General features: G+C 73.1%; 18 protein-coding genes and 1 pseudogene. 16 read left to right on the top strand and 3 right to left on the bottom strand.

The genetic code is table 11. The annotated features are described in order from the left end of the window. Window positions 1-56: 56 nt before the first annotated feature. The 3 genes from AC3A3L_RS18425 (at window position 57) to AC3A3L_RS18415 (ending at window position 2566) form a co-directional block, all read left to right on the top strand. On the top strand, window positions 57-842 hold the full coding sequence (locus AC3A3L_RS18425) for a methyltransferase domain-containing protein (RefSeq protein WP_487641494.1): 786 nt from the start codon (window positions 57-59) through the stop codon (window positions 840-842). A 24-nt stretch (window positions 843-866) separates the two neighbouring features. Then, window positions 867-2036: a DNA polymerase IV gene (dinB, locus tag AC3A3L_RS18420; protein ID WP_487641493.1), complete on the top strand. Its 1170-nt coding sequence runs from the start codon at window positions 867-869 to the stop codon at window positions 2034-2036. A 92-nt stretch (window positions 2037-2128) separates the two neighbouring features. Next, window positions 2129-2566, top strand: coding sequence for a DUF3040 domain-containing protein (locus AC3A3L_RS18415; RefSeq protein WP_487641492.1), 438 nt, complete (start codon window positions 2129-2131; stop codon window positions 2564-2566). Between the two features lie 164 nt (window positions 2567-2730). Here the strand turns inward: AC3A3L_RS18415 and AC3A3L_RS18410 are convergent, their stop codons facing one another. From AC3A3L_RS18410 to AC3A3L_RS18400, 3 genes are read right to left on the bottom strand one after another with little or no spacing between them, the layout of a single operon-like run. Continuing rightward, the gene (locus AC3A3L_RS18410) at window positions 2731-5097 is read right to left on the bottom strand and encodes a transglutaminase TgpA family protein (protein ID WP_487641491.1); all 2367 of its coding nucleotides are present in this window, start codon (window positions 5095-5097) and stop codon (window positions 2731-2733) included. Then, window positions 5094-6362, bottom strand: coding sequence for a DUF58 domain-containing protein (locus tag AC3A3L_RS18405; protein WP_487641490.1), 1269 nt, complete (start codon window positions 6360-6362; stop codon window positions 5094-5096). Before AC3A3L_RS18405 ends, AC3A3L_RS18410 begins: the two co-directional genes overlap by 4 nt. Beyond that, window positions 6355-7362: an AAA family ATPase gene (locus AC3A3L_RS18400; RefSeq protein WP_487641489.1), complete on the bottom strand. Its 1008-nt coding sequence runs from the start codon at window positions 7360-7362 to the stop codon at window positions 6355-6357. The genes AC3A3L_RS18405 and AC3A3L_RS18400 overlap by 8 nt, the downstream gene beginning before the upstream one ends. A gap of 375 nt (window positions 7363-7737) precedes the next feature. Here AC3A3L_RS18400 and mraZ point away from each other — a divergent pair, with 375 nt between their 5' ends. The 13 genes and pseudogenes from mraZ to AC3A3L_RS18335 all read left to right on the top strand — a co-directional run bounded on the left by mraZ (window position 7738) and on the right by AC3A3L_RS18335 (window position 22448). Then, the gene (gene mraZ / locus AC3A3L_RS18395) at window positions 7738-8166 is read left to right on the top strand and encodes a division/cell wall cluster transcriptional repressor MraZ (protein ID WP_268112446.1); all 429 of its coding nucleotides are present in this window, start codon (window positions 7738-7740) and stop codon (window positions 8164-8166) included. Between the two features lie 321 nt (window positions 8167-8487). Next, window positions 8488-8649, top strand: coding sequence for a hypothetical protein (locus tag AC3A3L_RS18390; protein ID WP_268112445.1), 162 nt, complete (start codon window positions 8488-8490; stop codon window positions 8647-8649). A 4-nt stretch (window positions 8650-8653) separates the two neighbouring features. Then, window positions 8654-9637: a 16S rRNA (cytosine(1402)-N(4))-methyltransferase RsmH gene (gene rsmH / locus AC3A3L_RS18385; protein ID WP_487641488.1), complete on the top strand. Its 984-nt coding sequence runs from the start codon at window positions 8654-8656 to the stop codon at window positions 9635-9637. Continuing rightward, the gene (gene ftsL, locus AC3A3L_RS18380) at window positions 9634-10194 is read left to right on the top strand and encodes a cell division protein FtsL (protein ID WP_487641487.1); all 561 of its coding nucleotides are present in this window, start codon (window positions 9634-9636) and stop codon (window positions 10192-10194) included. The genes rsmH and ftsL overlap by 4 nt, the downstream gene beginning before the upstream one ends. 92 nt (window positions 10195-10286) lie before the next feature. Then, a complete protein-coding gene (locus AC3A3L_RS18375) occupies window positions 10287-12059 on the top strand; it encodes a peptidoglycan D,D-transpeptidase FtsI family protein (protein ID WP_487641486.1) in 1773 nt (590 codons plus the stop codon). Between the two features lie 17 nt (window positions 12060-12076). After that, entirely contained in the window at window positions 12077-13615 is a 1539-nt protein-coding gene (locus tag AC3A3L_RS18370; protein ID WP_487641485.1) for a UDP-N-acetylmuramoyl-L-alanyl-D-glutamate--2,6-diaminopimelate ligase, read from the top strand. Further along, on the top strand, window positions 13612-15024 hold the full coding sequence (locus AC3A3L_RS18365) for a UDP-N-acetylmuramoyl-tripeptide--D-alanyl-D-alanine ligase (protein ID WP_487641484.1): 1413 nt from the start codon (window positions 13612-13614) through the stop codon (window positions 15022-15024). Before AC3A3L_RS18370 ends, AC3A3L_RS18365 begins: the two co-directional genes overlap by 4 nt. Beyond that, the gene (mraY, locus tag AC3A3L_RS18360; protein ID WP_487641483.1) at window positions 15021-16133 is read left to right on the top strand and encodes a phospho-N-acetylmuramoyl-pentapeptide-transferase; all 1113 of its coding nucleotides are present in this window, start codon (window positions 15021-15023) and stop codon (window positions 16131-16133) included. The genes AC3A3L_RS18365 and mraY overlap by 4 nt, the downstream gene beginning before the upstream one ends. Beyond that, a pseudogene (gene murD, locus AC3A3L_RS18355) lies at window positions 16126-17592 on the top strand (UDP-N-acetylmuramoyl-L-alanine--D-glutamate ligase); the annotation flags it as partial. The gene mraY and the pseudogene murD, both read left to right, overlap by 8 nt. A 163-nt stretch (window positions 17593-17755) precedes the next feature. Beyond that, window positions 17756-19066, top strand: a complete 1311-nt coding sequence (ftsW, locus tag AC3A3L_RS18350; RefSeq protein WP_487641482.1) for a putative lipid II flippase FtsW — start codon at window positions 17756-17758, stop codon at window positions 19064-19066. An 11-nt stretch (window positions 19067-19077) separates the two neighbouring features. Then, the gene (gene murG / locus AC3A3L_RS18345; protein WP_487641481.1) at window positions 19078-20157 is read left to right on the top strand and encodes an undecaprenyldiphospho-muramoylpentapeptide beta-N-acetylglucosaminyltransferase; all 1080 of its coding nucleotides are present in this window, start codon (window positions 19078-19080) and stop codon (window positions 20155-20157) included. Beyond that, window positions 20154-21566 (top strand): UDP-N-acetylmuramate--L-alanine ligase, encoded by a 1413-nt coding sequence (gene murC, locus AC3A3L_RS18340; RefSeq protein ID WP_487641480.1) that lies wholly within the window; start codon window positions 20154-20156, stop codon window positions 21564-21566. Before murG ends, murC begins: the two co-directional genes overlap by 4 nt. Then, window positions 21567-22448, top strand: coding sequence for a cell division protein FtsQ/DivIB (locus tag AC3A3L_RS18335; protein ID WP_487641479.1), 882 nt, complete (start codon window positions 21567-21569; stop codon window positions 22446-22448). It begins immediately after the preceding gene. Window positions 22449-22560: the final 112 nt, after the last annotated feature.

The raw sequence follows: 22560 nt of genomic DNA, 5'->3' as shown, positions 1-22560 counted from the left end.
CGTGGCGCCTGTGGGCACGGCGAGGCGCCACTCACCGAGCCACTAGGGTGGCGCCCATGGCCCAGCCGACCGCGAGCTCCTCTGCCAGCGAGCGCCGCCAGTCCGTCCGCACCGGTGTGGTCTGGGAGGGCGTACGCCGCCTCCTGGGGTCCGGCGACACGGCCGACGGGCGGCAGGCCCGCATCGTCGACATCGGCGGGGGCACCGGCGGGTTCGCCGTCCCGCTCGCCGAGCTGGGGCACACCGTCCAGGTCATCGACCCCAGCCCCGACGCCCTCGCCTCCCTCGACCGGCGCGCCCGCGAGGCCGGCGTCGCCGACCGCGTCACGGGCCAGCAGGGCGACCTCTCCGACCTGCCCGACCTGGCCGACGAGGCCGACCTGGTCCTCTGCCACGGCGTCCTCGAGATGGTCGACGACCCGGCGACCTCCCTCGCCTCGATCGCCGACGTGCTGCGCTCGGGCGGCCACCTCAGCCTGCTGGTCGCCCAGCGCCACGCGGCGGTGGTGGCGCGCGCCATGGCCGGTCACTTCCAGGCTGCCCGCGAGCTCCTCGACGACCCGCCCCACGGATCGTCCGGCCCGGCCGACGGCCCCAGCGGTCCGATCGGGCGCGGGGGGCGCCGCTTCACCCACGACGAGGTCGTCGACCTCCTCGACGGTGCTGCCCTGCACGCCGAGTCGGTCCACGCCGTCCGGGTCTTCGCCGACCTGGTGCCCGGCAGCCTCCTCGACCTCGAGCCCGGCGCGACAGCGGCGCTCGTCGAGCTCGAGAAGGCAGTGGCCACCCGCCCGGAGTACCTCCCTCTCGCCACCCAGCTCCACGTCATCGCGCGGCGCTGACCCCCGCCCCGACGGGGGCGTGCGGTGACCGATACCCCGCTGCTCCACGTCGACATGGACGCGTTCTACGCCTCCGTCGCGCTCCGCGAGCGCCCGGACCTGGTCGACCAGCCGGTCGTGGTGGGCGGCAGCGGTCGGGGCGTCGTGCTCGCCGCCAACTACGTCGCCCGGCGCTACGGCATCCGGTCGGCGTTGCCGATGACCCGCGCCCGCCGGCTCTGCCCGCACGTCGTGGTGCTGCCGCCCGACTACTCGACGTTCACCAGCGTCTCCGCCTCGGTGATGGAGACCTTCCGCGACGTCACTCCCGTGGTCGAGGCCATGTCGCTCGACGAGGCGTTCCTCGACGTGCGAGGGGCGACCCGACGTCTCGGCGACCCCGGCGAGATCGCCGAGCGGCTGCGGGCGACCATCCACGACGAGCAGGGCATCACCTGCTCGGTCGGGGTGGCGGCGTCGGTCTCGGTGGCGAAGGTGGCGAGCCGACGCGCCAAGCCCGACGGTGTGGTGGTCGTGCCGCCGAGCGAGGTCACGTCGTTCCTGCACCCCCTCGACGTCGGCGAGCTCTACGGCGTGGGGGAGAAGACGCAGGCGCTCCTGCACCGCTTCGGCCTGCTCACGGTCGGCGACGTCGCCCACACTCCCCTCCAGACCCTCCAGCGCGCGGTCGGTGACCACCTCGGTCGCCAGCTCCACCACCTGGCCTGGGGCACCGACCGCAGCGACCTGACGCCGACGGCCGGACCGCACGAGCCGGAGCGGTCGATGGGAGCCGACGAGACCTTCGCACGCGACACCGACGACCGCGACGTGATCGTGCGCGAGCTGCTGCGCCTCTCGGCCCGGGTGGCCGGGCGCATGCGCGCGGCCGGGGTCGCGGGTCGCACGATCACGCTGAAGGTGCGCTTCGCCGACTTCACCACGATCACCCGCTCCCGCACGATGCCGGAGGCCACCGACGTCACCGTCGAGGTGCACCGCACGGCGACGCGCCTCTACGACGCGCTCGGGCTCCAGCGGGCACGCCTGCGGCTGGTCGGCGTACGCGTGGAGGGGCTCGTGCCGCGGGCGACCGTCCACCGGCAGCTGGTGCTCGGCGAGCCCGAGCACGGGTGGGCCGAGGCCGACCGCGCGGTGGACCGCGCGACCCGGCGGTTCGGAGCCGCGGCCGTCCGTCCGGCGAGCCTGGTCTGAGGTCCACCCCCTGCGCGGGGGTGAATTTTCCGGGGACGCCTACCGTAGGTGGTGGCGGGTGCCTAGACTTGGACCAGAGGTGAGGAGGAAACGTGGAGCTCTCCGAAGAAGAACTTCGAATGCTCGAGCAGATGGAGCGCGCCCTCGTCGAAGAGGACCCCAAGCTCGCCTCGACCTTGCGCGGCACCTCCTTCCAGCGCGCCGCACGTCGCCGGATGGTCCTGGGCGGGGCGATCCTCCTCGTCGGCATCGGCCTCCTGATCGTCGCCGTGCTGCTCGACCTCACCGCCGTCCTCCAGACCATCACCGGTGTCCTCGGCTTCGTCGTGATGCTCGCCGGCGCGATCCTGGCCCTCACGTCCGCGCGCAGCCCCGGCCGGGCGACGCCCAAGGTGCGTGCCTCCGGCCGGACCGGCTTCGGCGTCGTCGACGGCGGTCGTCAGCACCGCCCCGGCCGCCAGCGCTCCGGGAGCCCCTTCATGGAGCGCATGGAGGAGCGGTGGCGCCGTCGACGCGAGCGCGGCCTCTGACCTGATCGCAGCCTGATCGCACCCCATCGCCCGGTCCTCGGACCGGGCGTTCGTGCGTCCGCCCACCTTCGCAGACGTCATGGGCGCCGGTCGCCGGGACGACCGCCTGCCATGACGTCGTACGCAGTGGAGGACCGGTCGTGTCCGGCCGGGGGCCGGGCGGGTCAGCCGACCAGCTCGTCGACCGTCCGGGTGGTCTCGTGGTCCGGCGTCGCGGTCGCGGCGCGGCCGGCGCGGGTGCGGGGGCGCCACGACCGCCGTCGTCCCACGACGGACGCGGGCCACCACTGGGCGCGGCGCTCGTCCCGCGCGGTCACCCCGGCGCTGAGGGACTCCTCCACCAGGGCGAGGTCGTCGGCGAGGTCGCTGGCAGCGAAGCTCTCCGGGTCGCGGGCGTAGCGGCTGCGCTCGAGGACCGCGACGAGTCGGTCGAGGGCGTACGCCGCCTCCGGGGCCTGGTCGCGACCTCGGCGCGGGCGGTCGGGTCGCGACCCGTCGTGGACGGGAGTCGCGAGCAGGTGGCCGAGCCACTCGCCGGCGCGCCGGGGTGAGCGGCCCGCGGGCCAGGCGTGGCCAAGGTCGACCGCCATGTCGCGCAGCTCGAGCCACAGGTCCTCGACGTCGCCGTCGAGGCGGCGCCGGCGCCGAGCCGCGCGGACCAGGCGCGGGGTCAGCAGCAGGAGGGTCACCAGCGCCAGGGCGAGGACGCCGGCGAGGATCGGCACCCACGGGATCGAGGAGGCGCTGCTGTCGTCGGTGGTCGTGGCCGCGTCGGCCTCCGCACCGCGCTGCGGCAGGTCCTCGGTGGGACGCGCGGCGCTCGGGGTCGGTGTCTCGGGCACCTCGGCGAACTGGGCCTCGGTGTAGTCGGGCGGCTGGCTGGTGCGCGTCTGGGGCGTGGGCTCGAAGCGCACCCAGCCCGAGCCCGGGAAGTAGAGCTCGGGCCACGCGTGCAGGTCGCGCGAGGAGAACTCCCACGAGCCGTTGGTGGCGCGCTCGGGCTCGAGAAAGCCGACCGCCACCCGGCTCGGGATGCCGATGATGCGCGCCATGATCGCCATCGACGCGGCGAACTGCTCGCAGTAGCCGACCCGGTCGTTGAGGAACGCGAGGAGGTCGGCGCTGCCGTCGCCCGCGGACGGGACCTCGCTGAGGTCGTAGCGGAAGCCGCCGTCCTCGCGGAACCACTGCTGCAGCACCTGCGCCTTCTGGAAGCGCGTGGGGGCGGTCGCGGTGATGCTCGCCGCGAGCCGCCGGATCTCGTTGTTGAGCGTGCTGGGCACCTCGGTGAAGATCCCGGCCACCGACCCGGCGCCGGACACCGCGGAGTTCATCCGGTCGGCGTCGTAGGTGAGCTGCACGCCGGTGAAGTCGTAGGTGCTGTCGGCCGTCGTGACCCCCTCGCGGGCCGCGATCACGTCGCGGGTGTCGAGGTCGTAGCGCCAGTCGTTGCCGGCGGCGATCCGCGTCGTCTGCTCGGCGGTGGGCAGCCACGTCGAGGCGAAGTCGGGCCCGACGCGCACGTCGTACTTGAACTCCCGACGGGGCACGTCGACGCCGACGCCGTCGAGCGCGGGCAGCGCCCCCGTCGCGGACTGGGACTCGGGGATCTCGCGATCGCCCGGCGTCCACTGCGACCCGCTGAAGCGGGACAGGACCGAGATGCGAAGGTAGGTCGGCTTCGGTCCGAGCGTCGTGACCCACAGGAGCGGGACGTCCTCGCCGCGGCGCAGGTCGCGGCGGAGGTCGACCATGGGGTCCTGCACCTCGACCTCGCGGGTGCCGGGCCCGTTGCCGTCGAAGACGCTCATGCTCATCGTGGGAACGGCGACGGGTACGACGACCGCGAGCGCGATCGCGGTCGCGCCGAGCGCGAGGGCGGTGTTGCCGATCGCCCCGGTGCGGACCGAGAACGAGCCCTTCTCGCCCTCGGGTGCACGGCCCCAGCTGGTGACGTGGTCGCTGTGCTGGATGAAGACCAGGGTGAGGAAGAGGCCCGCGACCACGGCGAAGAGCCACCACGAGACGGAGTTGCCGGTGACCGCGACGGGGAGGGTGTAGGCGGCGAGCAGCACGAGGCCGGCCACGGGGGCGCGGCGGAGCGTGCAGGCGATCACGTCGACCAGCAGCACGACGAGGGCGCCGCCGATGAGCAGCAGGGGGTGGACGGGCGGGACGCCGGACTGCACGGGAGCTGCGTAGGCGCGCGAGGTCTCCAACGCGTCTGTCAGTGCGGCCGTGAAGGCGTCGACGTTGGCCGGGGTCGGGACGGGCGACCCGGTCGTGGTGCCCAGCACGAGCAGGGCGCCGAGGACGAGCTGGCCGGCGACGATCGCGAGCGCCGGGACGCGGCCCCACCGCGCCACCGCTCCCGCGCCGCAGACGACCACACCGATGAGGAGCAGGGGGATCGCGACCTCGCCGAAGCCCTCGGTCAGCACGCGCCACGACAGCACGGTCGCCCAGGCCGCGAGCAGCGCGACGCCGGCGATGCGCAGCTGGTGGGGCAGCGTGCTCCAGGACGACCTCATCGGGCGGCTCCTGCCGACGCGGTGGCTCGGCTCTGCATCAGGCCGAGCTCCTGCCACGCAGTGTCGAGGCGGTCGCGCGGGCCGAGGGTGATCGAGCGCCAACCGGTCGAGGTGAGGTGGGCGGCCGCACCGATGCCGGGCTGGGCCGGCAGGTGGGGAGCCCACGCGTCCACGTCGAGCGCGATCGCGAGGCTCGACGACGCGTGGTGCTGCAGGCGGCGCAGGAACGGCAGGTCGGTCTCGCCCAGTCCGCCGAAGATGCCGATCGTCAGACCGCCGTGCCCCGGCTCGGCCAACCACTGCGTGTCGGGCGTGGGAGAGCTGTCGAGCTGGACCACGGCGAGCGCCTCCAGCAGCGGGATCGTGCTGGCCTCGGCGGTGTGGGAATGCCACTCGGTCTCGCGGCTGTCGCCGGAGGCGGTGAGGAGACGGACGGTGTAACCGTGGTGCGCGAGGTGGATGGCGATCGACGCGGCAGCGGACACCGCGCCCTCCAGCGAGCTGGCGGCGCCCTGGCCGCGGTGGGCCAGCGCCCGGTTGTCGAGGAACACGGTCGCGCGGGACTGCCACGGCTGCTCCTCGCGGCGCACCATCAGCTCGCCGACGCGGGCCGAGCTGCGCCAGTGGACGCGCCGCAGGTCGTCCCCGCGGCGGTACTCACGGACGGTCACGTCCTCGGCGCTGCCGGTGGCGAACGCGCGCGGCCGGTTGTCGCCTGACCCGGTCCACGCCCCGCCGAGCGGGATGCTGGGCAGGGGAGTGGTGCGCGGCGTGACCGTGAGGCGGGTCGTGGCGTGGAAGGTGCGACCGAGCTCGACGAAGCCGAACGGGTCGGTCACCCGTACCGACATCGGGCCGATGTCGAACTGCCCCCGCAGCTCCGAGCGCACCTGGTAGGTCGCGTGGCGGCGCCACCCGTGGCCTAGGCCCTCCAGGACGAAGCGTGGGCGGGTGCCGAGGACGTAGGGCAGGCGCTCCTCCAGCAGCAGCACGCCCGTGGGCGTGCGCGACTCGTTGGAGACCGTGAGCTCCACGGTCGCGGGTTGGCCGGCGACGACGAGCTGGGGCGAGACCGTGCGCACCAGCGAGAGGCGGTAGCGGGAGCGCCCGACCCACCAGGCGGTGAGCAGTGGCAGCACGGCGACCAGCACGCCGATGCGCACCACGGAGGAGTGCCCGACCACGATCGCGGCCACGACAGTGGTGATCCCGGCCGCGAGGAACGCCCGTCCGCGGACGGTCAGCGCTGCGAGTGCCTCACGCACGGCTGCCACGTGGCGACGTGGAGTCGGGCGCCGAGGGGACGGGGACCGACTCCACGATCCCGGCGAGGATCGCGGCGGTGGTGCGTCCGCTCATCGTCGCCTCGACGTTGGGGAGCAGCCGGTGGGCGAGGACGGGCGACGTGATGCCGAGGAGGTCGTCCGGGAGGACGTAGTCACGTCCCTGCGTGGCGGCGACCGCCTTGGCCGCCCGCACGAGGTGGAGCGTCGCCCGCGGTGACGCGCCGAGGTGCAGGTCGTTGCTGGCGCGGGTCGCGGTGGTGAGGGCGACGGCGTAGCGCTGCACGGCGGACGACACGTGCACCCGGCCGACGATCTCGATGACCTTGCGGATCTCGCCCGCGTCGGTGACCGGCTCGAGGTCGTCGAGCGGGTTGTGGGCGGTGTGCCCCTCGAGCATCGCGATCTCCGCCGACTCCACTGGGTAGCCCACCGAGACACGCGCCATGAAGCGGTCGCGCTGGGCCTCCGGCAGGGCGTAGGTGCCCTCCATCTCGATGGGGTTCTGGGTCGCGATGACCATGAACGGCTTCTCGAGCTGGTAGGTCGCGTTGTCGACGGTGACCTGGCGCTCCTCCATGCACTCGAGCAGCGCCGACTGCGTCTTCGGGGACGCGCGGTTGATCTCGTCGCCGACGACGATGTTCGCGAAGACGCCGCCGGGGCGGAACTCGAACTCGCGGGTGTTCTGGTTGAAGATCGAGACGCCGGTGACGTCCGACGGCAGCAGGTCCGGGGTGAACTGGATGCGGCGCACGGACGAGTCGATGCTCCGGGCCAGCGCCTTGCTGAGCTGGGTCTTCCCGACGCCGGGCACGTCCTCGATGAGCAGGTGACCCTCGGCCAGCAGGACGACCAGGGCGGCGTTGACGACGTCGGGCTTGCCCGCGATGACCCGCTCGATGTTCTGGCGTACGGCGCCGGTGACCCGCCGCACGGTGTCCAGGTCGGGCGCCTGCCCGGATACGCCAGTCGTCGTCACGTTGTCCGTCCCCTCGTCCGTGCTCGTCACCACGGTATGTGGTGCGCGCAACATACCTGCCCGACGCGGCGCCTGCGGCTCCCCGCGGTGGGCGTCCCCCACCCGGGGGACCCGCCTTCCCCCACTTAGCTCCACAGCCCGTGGTCGATCCTCCCCACCGGCGCTCCACCCAGGCCCTCCTGAGCGTGGATCACGCTCGTCGCGAGCGTGGATCGGCGCGCCCGGGACCGACGCGGGCGGTGGAGCGATCCCGCGGCGCGCTCGAAATTCGTGCGTGAAACACGCTCGTTCTGGTTGACGGTGGAGTGAAGTGGAGTACTGTGGGGCGAAGTGGGGGACAGGGTCGATCTGCCCGCCGAGCAGGGGAGGTGCCGGATGTTCTTCGGCACCTACACGCCCAAGCTCGACGAGAAGGGCCGGCTCTTCCTCCCGGCGAAGTTCAGGGACGAGCTGACGGAGGGACTCGTGGTGACCAGGGGTCAGGAGCGCTGCCTCACCGTCTGGTCCATGGCCGACTTCGAGAAGCTCACCGACCGGCTCCGCGAGGCACCGGTCACGCAGAAGAACACCCGTGACTACGTCCGCATGCTGTTCGCCGCCGCCAGCCAGGAGGTGCCGGACAAGCAGGGACGCATCAACATCCCCGCACCCCTGCGGGAGTACGCCTCGCTCCGCAAGGAGTGCGTGGTCATCGGGTCGATGAACCGGATCGAGATCTGGGACCCGACCGCCTGGGCGACCTACTCCGAGGAGCAGGAGCAGAAGTTCTCCGAGCTGAGCGACGAGGTCTTCCCCGGCATCTGAGCCAGCACCACCCGCAGGACCAGGCGCAGCAGCACCGACAACTCCACAGCTGACATCGCGACCCGTATCACCAGGTCTCGAGCCCGCTCCTCGCGTGGCCATCTGGGGCACTTCCCCGGCACCAGAGGGCTTTTCCCCTTCGCAGGGGAGCGGGCAGGGACCTGGTGCGGCGGCTCGCCCCGTGCCACACGGCGGGGAGTGTCAGCCGCACCGCCAACCCAGAAGAACCCAGAAGAACCCAGCAGCACCCAGCAGCACCCAGCAGCACCAGCCAGCAGCACCCAGCCAGCACATCCGCAGCACACCAGTGGGGTCGAGACCATGAGCACCACCCAGCCCGTGGGACGCACGGCAGCGGCACCGCCGCTGCGGGTGCGCGACCAGGCGCGCGAGGCGGCTGCCCTGATCGCGTTCTCGGCCGCCACGGCGTGCGGCCTGGCGCTGGCCCTGCTCCTGCTGACCCACCTGGGCTCCCAGGGCTGAGCCGATGACCACTCCTCGCCACGCCCCGGTGCTCCTCGACCGGGTCGTCGCCCTGCTGGCGCCTGCGCTCGAGGCACCCGGCTCGGTCTACGTGGACTGCACGCTCGGCCTCGGCGGCCACAGCGAGGCGGTCCTGGAGCGCCTCCCGAACGCCCGGGTCATCGGCATCGACCGCGACCCCACCGCCCTACAGATGTCGACCGAGCGGCTCGCGGCCCACGGTGACCGCTTCACCGCCGTGCACGCGGTGTACGACGAGCTGCCGGAGGTGATCGGCTCGCTCGGGCTCGACCACGTCGACGCCGTCTTCTTCGACCTCGGGGTCTCCTCGATGCAGCTCGACGTCCGCGACCGTGGCTTCGCCTACGCCGAGGACGCGCCGCTCGACATGCGGATGGACCCGACGACCGGCCGCACCGCGGCCGACCTGCTCAACACGGCCACGGCCCAGGAGCTGACCCGCATCCTCCGGGAGTACGGCGAGGAGAAGTTCGCCAGCAGGATCGCCCGCGAGGTCGTCCGCCGGCGCGAGGCGACTCCCTTCACCACGAGCGCCGACCTCGTCGAGCTGCTCTACGCGACGATCCCCGCCCCGGCACGGCGTACGGGTGGCCACCCGGCCAAGCGCACCTTCCAGGCGCTGCGCATGGCCGTCAACGACGAGCTCGCCGTGCTCCGACGTGCCATCCCGGCGTCGATCGAGGCCATCGGCGTCGGCGGCCGCGTGGTGGTGGAGTCCTACCACTCGCTCGAGGACCGTCTCGTCAAGCGCGCCTTCGCCGATGCCACCCGGCTCGACGTGCCCCCGGACCTGCCGTTCGTGCCGGACGGCGCCGAGCCGGCCCTGCGGCTCGTCACCCGCGGGGCCGAGCAGGCCGACGAGCACGAGATCGCCGAGAACCCCCGAGCAGCCTCCGTCCGCCTGCGCGCCGTCGAGCGCGTCCTTCCGTCCGCGTCCTCTCCCTCTTCCCCAGGAGTCGCCCGATGAGCAGTCCCGCCCTCCAGCCCAGGACCCGGGTCACCAGGATCGCCCAGGAGGCGGTCGACAAGGCCCGACTCACCGTGGTGCCGCGGGTGCGGACCCGTGCCCCCCGGGTTCCGTTCATGACGCTGGTGAGCCTCGTCCTCGTCGGTGGCATCGTGGGGCTGCTCCTCTTCAACACCTCGATGCAGCAGGCGTCGTTCACCGCCTCCGCGCTCGAGTCCGAGGCCGACACCCTGGCCGCCCGCGAGCAGACGCTGCGGATGGAGCTCGACGAGCTCCGCAACCCGCAGCGCGTGGCGACCGAGGCGCAGGCGATGGGCATGGTGATCCCGTCGGCCCCGGTGTTCCTCGACCTCGAGACCGGGAAGACCACCGGCGAGCGCACGCCCGCCACCCGGGAGAACGCCATCCAGCTGCTGCCGCCGGCCCCGATCAAGCCGGCGATCCTCGCGCCCGAACCGACCTACGTCGAGGTGCCCGCCGCGCCGACCGTCGAGGAGCAGGCCACGACGGACCCCGGGGCGGCGAACGCCAAGCCGCGGAAGAACCGCAACCGCTGACGGCGCGGTCGCGCCGTTCGGCGGCGCCACGGACCTAGATTGTCGAGCAGGCCGGATCCAGTCGGGATCCGACCGGGAAACGAGGGAGACAAGTGCCGAGCACCCGCACCAGGCGTGGCGCCTCGCGCGGCGCGCCGATGCTGCGACTGCGCATCGGGTTCGTCCTCATCGCGATCGTCCTGTCCTTCTTCGGTGCCCGGCTCGTGCAGCTCCAGGGCGTCGATCCGCGCTCCTACGCGGTCCGCGCAGCCGCCGAGGGCGCGGTGCGTCTGCCGCTCGTGGCCGAGCGGGGCGACATCCTCGACCGCAACGGCGTACCCCTCGCCGACTCGGTCAAGGGCAAGATGGTCATCGCCGACCCCGACCTGACGGCCGACCGCGCGCCCGAGCTCGCCCGGCTGCTCTCCGACCGGCTCTCGATCGACTACTTCAAGACCCTCACCGCACTGCGCGGACGCAAGGAGGGAAGTCGCTACGAGTACGTCGCCCGACGGGTGCCGAGCACCCTTGCCGGCGACACCCTCGCGGAGCTCGACGAGGCCGGGTTCACCGGCATCAGCCTCCAGGACGACCCGATCCGCTCGTACCCCTCCGGCGACGTCGCCGCCAACCTGCTCGGCTACATGGGCACCGACGAGCCGCTCGGCGGCTTCGAGCGCACCTTCGACAAGCAGCTGGCCGGTGTCGACGGCGAGGCGACCTGGCAGTCCAACTCCGGCAAGGGCGTGCGGATCCCGCTGCGCGAGAGCACGCTCAAGGCCGCGCAGGACGGCGCGCCGCTGCGCACGACCATCGACCGCGACCTCCAGTGGTTCACCCAGAAGGTGCTCGCGCAGGCCGTGCGCCAATACCGCGCGGAGAGCGGGGCCGCGGTGGTCATGGACACGCGCACCGGCGAGCTCCTCGCCCTGGCCGACGTGCCGACCTTCGACGCCAACGCGCCGACGGAGGCGGACGAGGACGACCTCGGCTCGCGCGCGATGAGCGACACCTACGAGCCGGGCTCGGTGGAGAAGGTGCTCACCGCCGCCTCGCTCATCGACGCCGGCAAGGCGTTCCCGCGCCAGCGCTTCAAGGTCCCGCCGAACCTCGCCCGGCAGGACCGGGTGATCGGTGACTGGTTCGACCACGGGAACATCCGGCTCACGCTGGCCGGCATCATCGCCAAGTCCTCCAACATCGGCACCGTGCTCGCCGCGGACGCGTTCTCCCCGCTCGAGCTGGTGACCTACCTGCAGAAGTTCGGCCTCGGCCAGCGGACCGACATCGGCGTGCGCGGCGAGACCCCCGGCATCCTCACGCCCGGTGAGGCGATGAGCTCGCAGACCAAGGACCGCGTCGCCTTCGGCCAGTCCCTCTCGGTCAACGTCGCCCAGATGGCCGCGGCCGTCAACACGGTGGCCAACGGCGGCGTCCGGGTGTCGCCGAGCCTGATCGCCGGCTCCGCGGTCACCGACGACGGGGTCACCGTCGGCACCGACGTCGCCACCCGCACGCGGGTCGTCAGCAAGAAGGCCGCCCGCGCGACCGCGCGCATGATGGAGAAGGTGGTCGACCCCGAGGACGGCGTGGCGCCCGCGGCGCAGGTGCCCGGCTACCTCGTCGCGGGCAAGACCGGCACCGCGCAGCGGGTCGCCAGCGACGGCACCGGCTACGACGGCAGCACCTCGGTGTCCTTCGGCGGCTTCGCCCCGGCCGACGACGCGCGCTTCACCGTCTACGTCGTGGTCCACGCCCCGAAGGTCGACGGCGGTGGCGGTTCCATCGCCGGTCCGGTGTTCTCCCGGATCATGGGCTACGTCCTGGGCCGCTACGGCGTCGAGCCCACCAATGGCACCCCGTCGCGCCTGCCCGTCGAGTGGTGACTCGATACGCTCGGTCGGTGCACGAGCCCGTGAGTGCGACGCGTCCGCAGCAGTCCCCGGCGACCCCTGCTGCCGAGCTCGCCGACTGGCTCTCGGCCATCACGGAGGTGGCCGTCCACGGCGACCTCGACGTGGCTGTGTCCGGCATCTCGCTCAGCACCGCACGCGTGCGCGCCGGCGACCTGTACGCCGCCCTGCCGGGCGCGCGCGCCCACGGCGCGGACTTCGCGGCGCAGGCCGTCGAGGCCGGTGCGGTCGTCGTGCTGACCGACGCAGCAGGCCTCGACCGGCTGCCGTCGGGCACGCCCGCCCTCGTGGTGGCCGACCCTCGCCGCGTGCTGGGGCGCCTCGCCGCACGCATCTACGGGGATCCCGCGTCCGGCCTGCGCGTCATCGGCGTCACGGGCACCCAGGGCAAGACCACCACCACCCGCGTGCTCGAGCAGGGCCTCACCGAGGCAGGCGTCACCTCGGCCGTCATCGGGACCAACGGCACCCGGATCGCGGGCGAGGACGTCCGGACCGCGCTCACGACGCCGGAGGCGCCGGACCTGCACGGCCTCTTCGCGGTGATGCGTGAGCGCGACGTCGACACGTGCGCGATGGAGGTCTCCAGCCACGCCCTCGTCCTCGGTCGGGTGGACGGCGTCGTCTTCGACGTCGCGACGTTCCTCAACCTCGGCCGCGACCACCTCGACTTCCACGCCGACCTCGACGACTACTTCGCCGCCAAGGCCGGTCTCTTCACCCCGGAGCGGGCTCGCGTCGGGCTTGCGAACCTCGACGACGAGTTCGGCCGTCGCCTCCTCGACGTCGCCGGCATCCCGATGTCGACGTACTCCTCACGCGGGGGCGACGCCGACTGGCGGGCGGTCGACGTCGACCTCACCGCCGGGGGCGCGAGCTTCACCGTCCTCGGTCCGGACGTCGAGCTGCGCACGGAGATCCACGTGCCCGGCGAGTTCAACGTCTCCAACGCCCTCGCCGCCATCGCCTCGGCGGCGCTCGCCGGGCTCGACCCGCAGCGCGTCGCCGACGGGATCGCCCGCGTCGGTGGCGTGCCGGGCCGGCTCGAGCAGGTCGCCGCCGGCCAGGACTTCACGGTCGTCGTCGACTACGCCCACAAGCCCGACGCCCTCGAGGCGGTGCTGGCCACCCTGCGGCCGCTGACCGACGGCCAGGTCGTCGTCGTGGTGGGCGCGGGCGGTGATCGCGACACCGTGAAGCGTCCGGTGATGGGGGAGATCGCCGCACGTCTCGCCGACGTCGTGGTGGTCACCGACGACAACCCCCGCACGGAGGACCCCGCCTCGATCCGCGCTGCGGTCCTCGCCGGCGCCCGGGGACCCGCCGAGGTGCTCGAGGTGGGGGACCGCCGGCTCGCCATCCGTGAGGCCGTACGCCGCGCGCGTCCCGGCGACGTGGTCCTGGTCGCCGGAAAGGGGCACGAGACCGGGCAGGAGGTGGGGGACGTGGTGCACCCGTTCGACGACCGGGTGGTCGCGGCCGAGGAGCTCCGTGCGCGCGCCACCCACGCCACCGGGGACGACGCATGATCGAGATGACGCTCGACCAGATCGCCGACGCCGTCGGGGGAGTGGCCCACGGCGAGGCCACCGTCACCGGCGGAGCGTTCGTCGACACCCGGACGCCGGAGGCGGGCGGCCTCTTCGTGGCCGTCGCCGGCGAGCGGGTCGACGGCCACGACCTCGCCACCGCCGCCGGTGACGCCGGAGCCGCGGCGGTGCTCGGCACCCGTCCGACCGAGCTGCCGACCGTGGTGGTGGACGACGTGACCGTGGCGCTCGGACTGCTCGCGCGCCATGTCGTCGACCGCCTGCCCGACGCCGTCGTCCTCGCGATGACCGGGTCCCAGGGCAAGACCGGCACCAAGGACTACCTCGCCCACGTGCTGTCCGAGTCCGGGCCCACCGTCGCAACGCGCGGCAACTTCAACAACGAGCTGGGCGTGCCGCTGACCGTTCTGCGCGCGACCCCCGACACCCGCTACCTCGTCGTCGAGATGGGGGCGCGCGGCGTCGGGCACATCGCCGAGCTGTGCGCGATCGCGCCGCCCCGGATCGCCGCCGTGCTCAACGTCGGCACCGCCCACATCGGCGAGTTCGGCAGCCGGGAGGCGATCGCCCGGGCCAAGGGCGAGATCGTCGAGGCGCTGCCCTCCGACGGCACCGCCGTGCTCAACGCCGACGACGACCTCGTGGCCGCGATGGCCGGTCGCACCGCGGCGCAGGTCGTGACCTTCGGCGGCCCGGTGGCCGGCGAGGCGGACGGCCCGGCGCCCGACGTCGCCGTCAGCGAGGTCACCGCCGACGAGCTGGGCCGGCAGTCGTTCGAGCTGGCCCACCGCGGCTCCGGTGCCACGGTGCACCTCGCCCAGGTCGGTGCGTACCAGTGGCGCAACGCCGCCGCGGCCGCCGCGATGGCGCTCGCCGCGGGGCTCGACCTCGACACCGTCGCCGACTCCCTCGCCGACGCCGTCCCGGCCAGTCGCTGGCGGATGGAGCTGGCCGAGCGCCCCGACGGGCTCGTCGTGCTCAACGACTCCTACAACGCCAACCCCGAGTCGATGCGGGCTGCGCTCGAGACGCTCGCCGGCATCGGCGTCCGCACCGGCCGGCGTACGGTTGCCGTGCTGGGCCAGATGCTCGAGCTCGGCGAGGGTGCCGCCGCCGCGCACCGCGGCGTGGGGGACTACGCCGCCCGCGCCGGGGTCGACGTGCTGCTGGCCGTCGGCGACGCCGCGGGGATCGCCAGCGGGTTCGACGCTGCCGGCAGCGGGGGAGTGAGCATCACCACGGCGGGGCGTGACGAAGCGTCCGAGTGGCTGCGGCACAATGTCTCGGCTGCTGATGTCGTCCTGGTGAAGGCATCGCGGGGGGCGGCGCTGGAACTGATCGCCGACGACCTCCTGACCGGGAGCGGCAAGGAAGGAAGCACCACATGAGAGCCATCCTGTTCGGAGGAGGACTCTCCCTGCTGATCTCCCTGCTCGGGACGCGTTACGCGATCCGCTTCTTCACGCGGCAGGGGTTCGGCCAGCCGATCCGCGACGACGGCCCGACGACCCACCACGTCAAGCGCGGCACCCCGACCATGGGCGGCGCGGTGATCGTGCTGGCCGCCGTCGTGGGCTACTTCGCCGCCAAGGTCATCACCGGGTCGGCGCCCACCGCCTCGGCGCTGCTGCTGATCTTCCTCTTCGTCGGCCTCGGGACCGTCGGCTTCCTCGACGACTTCCTCAAGGTGAGCCGGCAGCACAACCTCGGCCTGCGCAGCCGCGCGAAGATGATCGGCCAGACGCTCGTCGCCGTGGTCTTCGGCTTCCTCGCCCTGTCGCCTGTGCTGGAGGACGAGCGCGGCTGGCGTCCCGCGTCGGACCACATCTCGTTCATCCGCGACTACGAGGGCTTCGCGCTGCCGACGGTGGTCGCGATGCTCCTCATCTGGTTCTTCGTCACCGGGTTCAGCAACGCGGTCAACCTCACCGACGGACTCGACGGCCTGGCCGCCGGCTCGTCGATCCTGGTCTTCGCCGCCTACACGCTGGTCAACATCTGGCAGAACAGCCAGTCGTGCGCGCTCGAGGCCGGGCCGAAGTGCTACGAGGTGCGTGACCCCCTCGACCTCGCAGTGGTCGCTGCCGCGATCACCGGCGCGTGCTTCGGCTTCCTCTGGTGGAACGCCTCTCCCGCCCAGATCATCATGGGCGACACCGGCTCGCTCGCACTCGGCGGCGCGATGGCGGGCTTCGCGATCATGACCCGCACCGAGCTGCTGCTGGTCATCATCGGTGGCCTCTTCGTCGCGGTCACGCTGTCGGTCATGATCCAGGTGTCGGTCTTCAAGGTGAGCCGCGCGAGCGGGCTGTTCCGGAGCATCTTCAAGGTCCAGCCCGGCCACCGGGTCTTCCGGATGACGCCCCTGCACCACCACTTCGAGATGCTCGGCTGGGAGCAGGTGACCATCGTCATCCGCTTCTGGATCATCACCGGCCTGACGGTCGCCATCGGCCTCGGCATCTTCTACGCCGAGTGGGTCGCCGGCGTTGGATAGCACTGCGATCGAGGCCCTGGGCCGCACGAGCGACTGGTCCGGCGTGCGAGCGGTCGTCGCCGGGTTCGGCGTCTCCGGGTTCGCCGCCGCCGACAACCTCCTCTTCCTCGGCGCGCAGGTGACGGCGCTCGACGAGTCCACCAGCGACGAGAAGACGGAGAAGGCCCGCCTCCTGGAGACGCTCGGCGCGACCATCCGGCTGGAGCCGGGTGCGACCGACGTGCTGCCCGACGACGTCGACCTCGTGATCACCTCGCCGGGCTGGAAGCCCACCGCACCGCTGCTGGCCCAGGCCACCGGGCGCGGGATCCCCGTGTGGGGCGAGGTCGAGCTGGCGTGGCGCCTGCGCGACCCCGAGGCACCCGCCCCGTGGCTGGCCGTCACCGGCACCAACGGCAAGACCACGACGGTGCAGATGCTGCAGTCCATCCTCACCGCGGCCGGGCTCCGCGCCGCCGCCGTCGGCAACGTGGGCCTGCCGATCGTCGAGGCCGTGATGGACCCCGAGCCCTACGACGTGCTCGCCGTCGAGCTCTCCAGCTTCCAGCTCCACTACACCCGCTCGATGGCGGCCGAGTCCGCCGTCGTCCTCAACATCGCCGAGGACCACCTCGACTGGTACGACGACGAGCCGGGTGCGGGCACCGACCCCGGCGCCCGGACGGGCATGCAGGTCTACGCCGCCGACAAGGCACGCGTCTACTCCGGCGTGCAACGGGCCTGCGTCTACAACCTGGCCGACCCCGCGACCGAGGACATGGTCCGCGAGGCCGACGTCGTGGAGGGCGCGCGAGCGGTGGGCTTCACGCTCGGCACCCCTGCTCCCGGCAACCTCGGTGTCGTCGAGGACCTCCTCGTCGACCGGGCGTTCATCGAGGAGCGTGCGACCAGCGCCGCCGAGCTCTGCACCCTGGGCGACCTCGCCTCCCCGGCGCCGCACTTCGTCGCCAACGCCCTCGCCGCGGCAGCGCTGGCCAGGGCGCACGGCGTCAGCCAGCAGGCGGTGCGCGACGGCCTGCGCGCGTTCCGTCCCGACGGCCACCGGATCGCCCACGTCGCGGAGGCCGACGGCGTCACCTGGATCGACGACTCCAAGGCGACCAACCCGCACGCCGCCCAGTCGTCGCTCTCCGCCTTCGACGACGTCGTGTGGATCGCGGGCGGTCTCGCCAAGGGTGCGCGGTTCGACGACCTCGTCGAGGCGGTGCGCGGCCGGCTGCGCGGCGTGGTCCTGCTCGGCCGGGACCGCCAGGTCGTGGCAGACGCTCTTTTGCGACACGCGCCCGATGTGCCGGTCATCGATGTGGGCGCCGACGAGACTGGGGCTCCGATGGAGCGTGTGGTCGACGCGGCCGCCGGGCTCGCCAGGTCCGGTGACACGGTGTTGCTCGCGCCGGGGTGCGCGTCCATGGACATGTTCGCCAACTACGGCGCCCGCGGTGACGCGTTCGCAGCCGCCGTGCACGCCCGCATCGCCCGCACCACCCAGCCGAACCAGCCAGACCAGCCCGACCAGCCCGACCAGCCCGACCAGCCCGACCAGCCCGACCAGCCAGACCAGCCAGACCAGCCAGACCAGCCAGACAGCGACTGAGCAGCCGACCCGAGGGGAGCCGCGACGCATGACCACCGCGAACCCCGGAGGAGTGGGACTGGACGTCGGTCCGGAGCCGGCGCCCGAGACGCTGACCGACGGCTCCGGCGGTGCGCCCCGGGTCGGGCGTGCGCCGCTGGGGTCCGGGCTCGTCGCAGGCCGGCGCTCCATCCGCGAGGCGCTCGACAAGCCGCTGGCGTCCTACTACCTGCTCCTCGGCGCGTCGCTGCTGCTCCTCACCATCGGGCTCATCATGGTGCTCAGCGCCTCCAGCGTCTCGTCGTACCGCACCTACGACGACTCCTACGCCGTGGTGAAGCGGCAGCTGCTCTGGGTCGCGATCGGCCTGCCGTGCGCGTGGGTGGCGTCGCGCATGCCGATCAAGCACGTGCGCCGGCTCGCCTATCCCGGCTTCCTGGTCGCGCTGGTGCTGCTCGCGCTGGTGGCACGGTTCGGCGAGTACATCAACGGCAACAAGAACTGGCTGGCGATCGGCCCGTTCACGATGCAGCCGGCCGAGGTCGCCAAGCTCGCGATCGTGCTGTGGGCCGCCAACATCTACGCCCACAAGGAGCGGCGCCTCCGCGAGCTCCACCACCTGCTGGTGCCCGTCGTCCCCGGGCTCTTCGCCGTGATCGGCCTCGTCCTCGTCGGCCGCGACCTCGGCACCGCGCTGGTCCTCGCCGCGATCCTGCTGGGGATGCTCTGGGTCGTCGGAGCCCCGATGCGCTTGTTCGGTCTCAGCCTGTCGGTCCTCGGTGTCGCCGCCGTCGCGCTCGCCGCCACGGACGCCGAGCGGCTCAAGCGCATCACGCACTTCACCGACCCCTTCAAGGACTACACCGACGCAGGCTGGCAGCCCGCCCACGGCCTCTACGCGCTGTCCAGCGGTGGCTGGTTCGGGCAGGGCATCGGTGCCTCCACGCAGAAGTGGGGCGACCTGCCCGAGGCCCACACCGACTACATCTTCGCCGTCCTCGGCGAGGAGCTCGGCCTCGTCGGCACGCTGCTGGTCATCGCACTGTTCTTCACGATCGCCTACGCCGCGGTCCGGGTGGCGCTCAGCACCCAGGACCCCTTCGTCCGCTACGCCACCTTCGGCATCGTGGTGTGGCTGCTCGGCCAGATGATGATCAACGTCGGCATGGTGCTGGCCCTGCTCCCGGTCATCGGCATCCCGCTCCCGATCGTGTCCTACGGCGGCTCGGCCCTGCTGCCCTCGCTCGTGGCGCTCGGCCTGGTGATCGGCTTCGCGCGACGGGAGCCGGAGGCCGCGGCCGCGCTGGCGGCACGCCGACGCAACCGCTCCGCCGGTCTCTCCGCAGGCCCCGCTCGCTAGATTTGCCTCCGATGCGCGTACTCCTCGCCGGCGGCGGCTCCGCCGGCCACACCTCGCCCCTGCTCGCCACCGCCGACGCCCTGCGCCGGCTCGACCCGGCGACCGAGGTCACCTGCCTCGGCACCCGCGAGGGACTCGAGGCCCGCCTGGTCCCGGAGGCCGGCCTGCCCCTCGAGATCGTGCCCCGCGTCCCGCTCCCGCGCCGGCCCGGCCCCGACCTGCTGCGTACGCCGACCCGGTTGCGCGCGGCCCGCGCGGCCGCGCTCGAGGTGGTGGACCGGGTGCGCCCCGACGTCGTCGTCGGCTTCGGCGGCTACGTCTCCGTGCCGGCCTACCTCGCCGCCCGCAAGCGCGGCGTGCCGATCGTGGTGCACGAGGGCAACGCGATCCCCGGCATCGCCAACAAGCTGGGCGCGCGCATGACGACCCACGTCGCCACGAGCTTCCCCGACACGGACCTGCCCCGGGCGGTGTGCACCGGCCTGCCGATCCGCCGGCTCATCTCGACGATGGACCGCGGCGCTCTGCGGGCAGATGCGCTGGCGACGTTCGGCCTCCGCGACGACCTGCCGACGCTCCTGGTCACCGGCGGCTCGCAGGGAGCCGCCCGCATCAACGCGGCCGTCTCCGGGGCGGCGCCCGCGCTCGCCGCCGCCGGCGTGCAGGTGCTGCACGTCGTCGGACCGAAGAACGAGCTCTCGGTCGCGTCGGGGGAGGTGCCCTACGTCGTGCTCGGCTACGTCGACCGCATGGACCTCGCCTACGCCGCCGCCGACGCGGTGCTGTGCCGCGCGGGCAGCAACACCGTCACCGAGGTCTCGGGCGTCGGACTGCCGGCGATCTACGTCCCGCTGCCGATCGGCAACGGCGAGCAGGCGCTCAACGCGCGTCCGGTCGTCGACGCCGGCGGTGGCCTGCTCGTCGCCGACGGCGCGCTGACGCCTGAGTGGGTCGCGGCCAGCGTCCCCGGTCTGCTCCGCGACGCCGAGCGGCTCGCGACCATGGGCGCCGCTGCGACGGGCGTCATCCCGCTCGACGCCGACGAGAAGCTGGCGCGCATCGTCCTCGACGCAGGGGGGCGGCGCGCGTGAGGATCCCCGTCCCCGACGAGGTGCTGCCCGCCGCCGAGCTCGGGCGCGTCCACTGTGTCGGCATCGGCGGCGCGGGCATCTCCGCGATCGCCCGCATCATGGCCCAGCGCGGCCTCACGGTCACCGGCAGCGACGACCACGACACACCGTTCCTCCCGGCCCTGCGCGAGCTCGGGGTGACCTGCCACTTCGGCTACGACGCCGCCCACCTCGGCGACGCCGACACCCTGGTCGTGACGACCGCGGCGCGCGAGGACAACCCGGAGGTCCTCGAGGCGCGACGCCGCGGCCTGCGGGTCCTGCCCCGCTCCGCCGGCCTCGCGGCGGTGATGGCCGGCTCCCGCGTCCTCGCGGTCGCCGGCACCCACGGCAAGACGACGACCACGGGCCTGCTCACCTCGGCCCTGCTTGCGGCGGGCGTCGACCCGTCGTACGCCGTCGGGGGCGTGCTGACCGCCACCGGTCGCAACGCCGACGCCGGTGCCGACGACCTGTTCGTCGCCGAGGCCGACGAGAGCGACGGCGCCTTCCTGCACTACCGGCCGCACGCGGCGATCGTGACCAACGTCGAGGCAGACCACCTCGACAACTGGGGCACGGAGGCGGCCTACCACCGGGCCTTCGAGGACTTCGTCGACACGATCGACCGCGACGGCTTCCTCGTCTGCGTCGTCGACGACCCCGGCGCGGCTCGCCTCGCGGGCATGGCGCGCGAGCAGGGACTCGACGTCGTGACGGTGGGGGAGTCGGAGGTCGCCGACGTGCGCATCCACGACCTCGTGCTCGACGGGTCCACCTCGTCGTGCCGGGTGACCCGTGGCCGCGACGACCTCGGCGAGCTCCGGCTGCGCATTCCCGGTCGCCACTACGTCCTCGACGCGGTCGCCGCCCTCGCGACGGGTCTGCGGCTCGGGTTGTCCTACGACGCGCTGGTCGAGGGCCTGGGCGGCTTCACCGGCACGGGCCGCCGGATGGAGCTCAAGGGCGAGGTCGGGGGCGTGCGGGTCTACGACTCCTACGCCCACCACCCCGTCGAGATCCGCGGCGACCTCGAGGCGGCCCGCGCCCTCGCCGGCGACGGTCGTGTCGTCGCGGCGTTCCAGCCGCACCTGGTCTCCCGGACCCGCATCTTCGGCGAGGCGATGGGCCGCGAGCTCGGCGCGGCCGACGAGGTCGTCGTGCTCGACGTCTACGTCGCCCGCGAGGACCCGGACCCCGCGGTGACCGGACTGCTCGTCGCCGACGCCGTACCCCTGCCGGTGCAGCACGTGACCTACGTCGACGGCCTGGGCGCCGCCGCCCAGGCGCTCGCCGAGCGCGCGCGCCCCGGCGACCTGGTCATCACGCTCGGGGCGGGCGACATCACCGGCGTCGGACCACGGGTGCTCGACCTCCTCGAGGAGGGCTGAGTGGATCGCGAGGCACCGGAGCGCGGCCGCGAGGCGTCCGGCACCACCAGCACCGGCATCCCGCGCGACGGCGGGCACGACACGCCGGCCACCGAGCACAAGCCGGGCAAGGCGGACAAGCCGGGCAAGGCGGACAAGCCGGGCAAGCAGGCCGCGGCGACGCGGCGGACGCGCCGCCGCTTCGCCCGTCGGCAGTGGGCCCGGCGCTGGCTGTCGCTGCGCTACGTCCTGGCGTTCCTGCTGGTCCTCGCCCTGCTGGGCACCTCGGTCTACATGGTGTTCTTCTCCGCGACCCTCCAGGTCAAGCGCGTCGAGGTGGTCGGCAACAGCCTGCTCAGCGACGGCCGGATCCGCGAGGTGGCCGATGTCCCGGTGGGCGAGCAGCTCGCCCTCGTCGACCTCGGTCGCGCGGACGCGCGCGTCGGCTCCCTCGCCGAGGTGCAGTCCGTCGACGTCACCCGCACCTGGCCCGACGCCGTACGCATCGCCGTCGTCGAGCGCACCGCCGTGGCGGTGGTCGAGCTGGCCGGGAGGCTCCGCGGCCTCGACCCCGAGGGTGTGGTGTTCCGCGAGTACCAAGCAGTCCCCAAGGGGATGCCGCGGGTCCGCCCGGGCGCCAACGCGGGCACCGACGCCCTGCGCGAGGCGGCCACGGTCGTCTCGGCACTGCCGGACGACCTGGTCACCCGCGTCGACCACGTCGAGGTCGCCACGGTCGACCAGATCTCCCTCGTCATGCGGGACCGGCGCGAGGTGCTGTGGGGGAGCGCTGAGGAGTCGGAGCTCAAGGCGCAGGTCCTCGACAAGCTGCTGGCCGCCCAGAAGGCGCCGTTCTACGACGTCAGCGTCCCGGGCAACCCGACCTACCGCACGACGCCCTGACGCAGTCGGACGCCGCGGGCAGAATTTCTTTGGCGACACGCGTCGCGTGGGCGTGTCCGCCCGGGAATCGAGGTGCTCGGTGCCTAGTGTCTGGCGAAAGGCGAGGTTGACA

The organism is Nocardioides sp. Soil_C_8, assembly GCF_057656315.1.
Note: the sequence above shows the minus strand (reverse complement) of the source record. Positions and strands in the feature narration are given on the sequence as shown.

Excerpts from the sequence above, each read along its gene's own strand:
- AC3A3L_RS18425 (WP_487641494.1), top strand. The coding sequence starts at position 57 with ATGGCCCAGCCGACCGCGAGCTCCTCTGCCAGCGAGCGCCGCCAGTCC.
- AC3A3L_RS18410 (WP_487641491.1), bottom strand. The coding sequence starts at position 5,097 with ATGAGGTCGTCCTGGAGCACGCTGCCCCACCAGCTGCGCATCGCCGGC.
- mraZ (WP_268112446.1), top strand. The coding sequence starts at position 7,738 with ATGTTCTTCGGCACCTACACGCCCAAGCTCGACGAGAAGGGCCGGCTC.
- AC3A3L_RS18390 (WP_268112445.1), top strand. The coding sequence starts at position 8,488 with ATGAGCACCACCCAGCCCGTGGGACGCACGGCAGCGGCACCGCCGCTG.
- rsmH (WP_487641488.1), top strand. The coding sequence starts at position 8,654 with ATGACCACTCCTCGCCACGCCCCGGTGCTCCTCGACCGGGTCGTCGCC.
- ftsL (WP_487641487.1), top strand. The coding sequence starts at position 9,634 with ATGAGCAGTCCCGCCCTCCAGCCCAGGACCCGGGTCACCAGGATCGCC.
- AC3A3L_RS18365 (WP_487641484.1), top strand. The coding sequence starts at position 13,612 with ATGATCGAGATGACGCTCGACCAGATCGCCGACGCCGTCGGGGGAGTG.
- mraY (WP_487641483.1), top strand. The coding sequence starts at position 15,021 with ATGAGAGCCATCCTGTTCGGAGGAGGACTCTCCCTGCTGATCTCCCTG.
- ftsW (WP_487641482.1), top strand. The coding sequence starts at position 17,756 with ATGACCACCGCGAACCCCGGAGGAGTGGGACTGGACGTCGGTCCGGAG.
- murG (WP_487641481.1), top strand. The coding sequence starts at position 19,078 with ATGCGCGTACTCCTCGCCGGCGGCGGCTCCGCCGGCCACACCTCGCCC.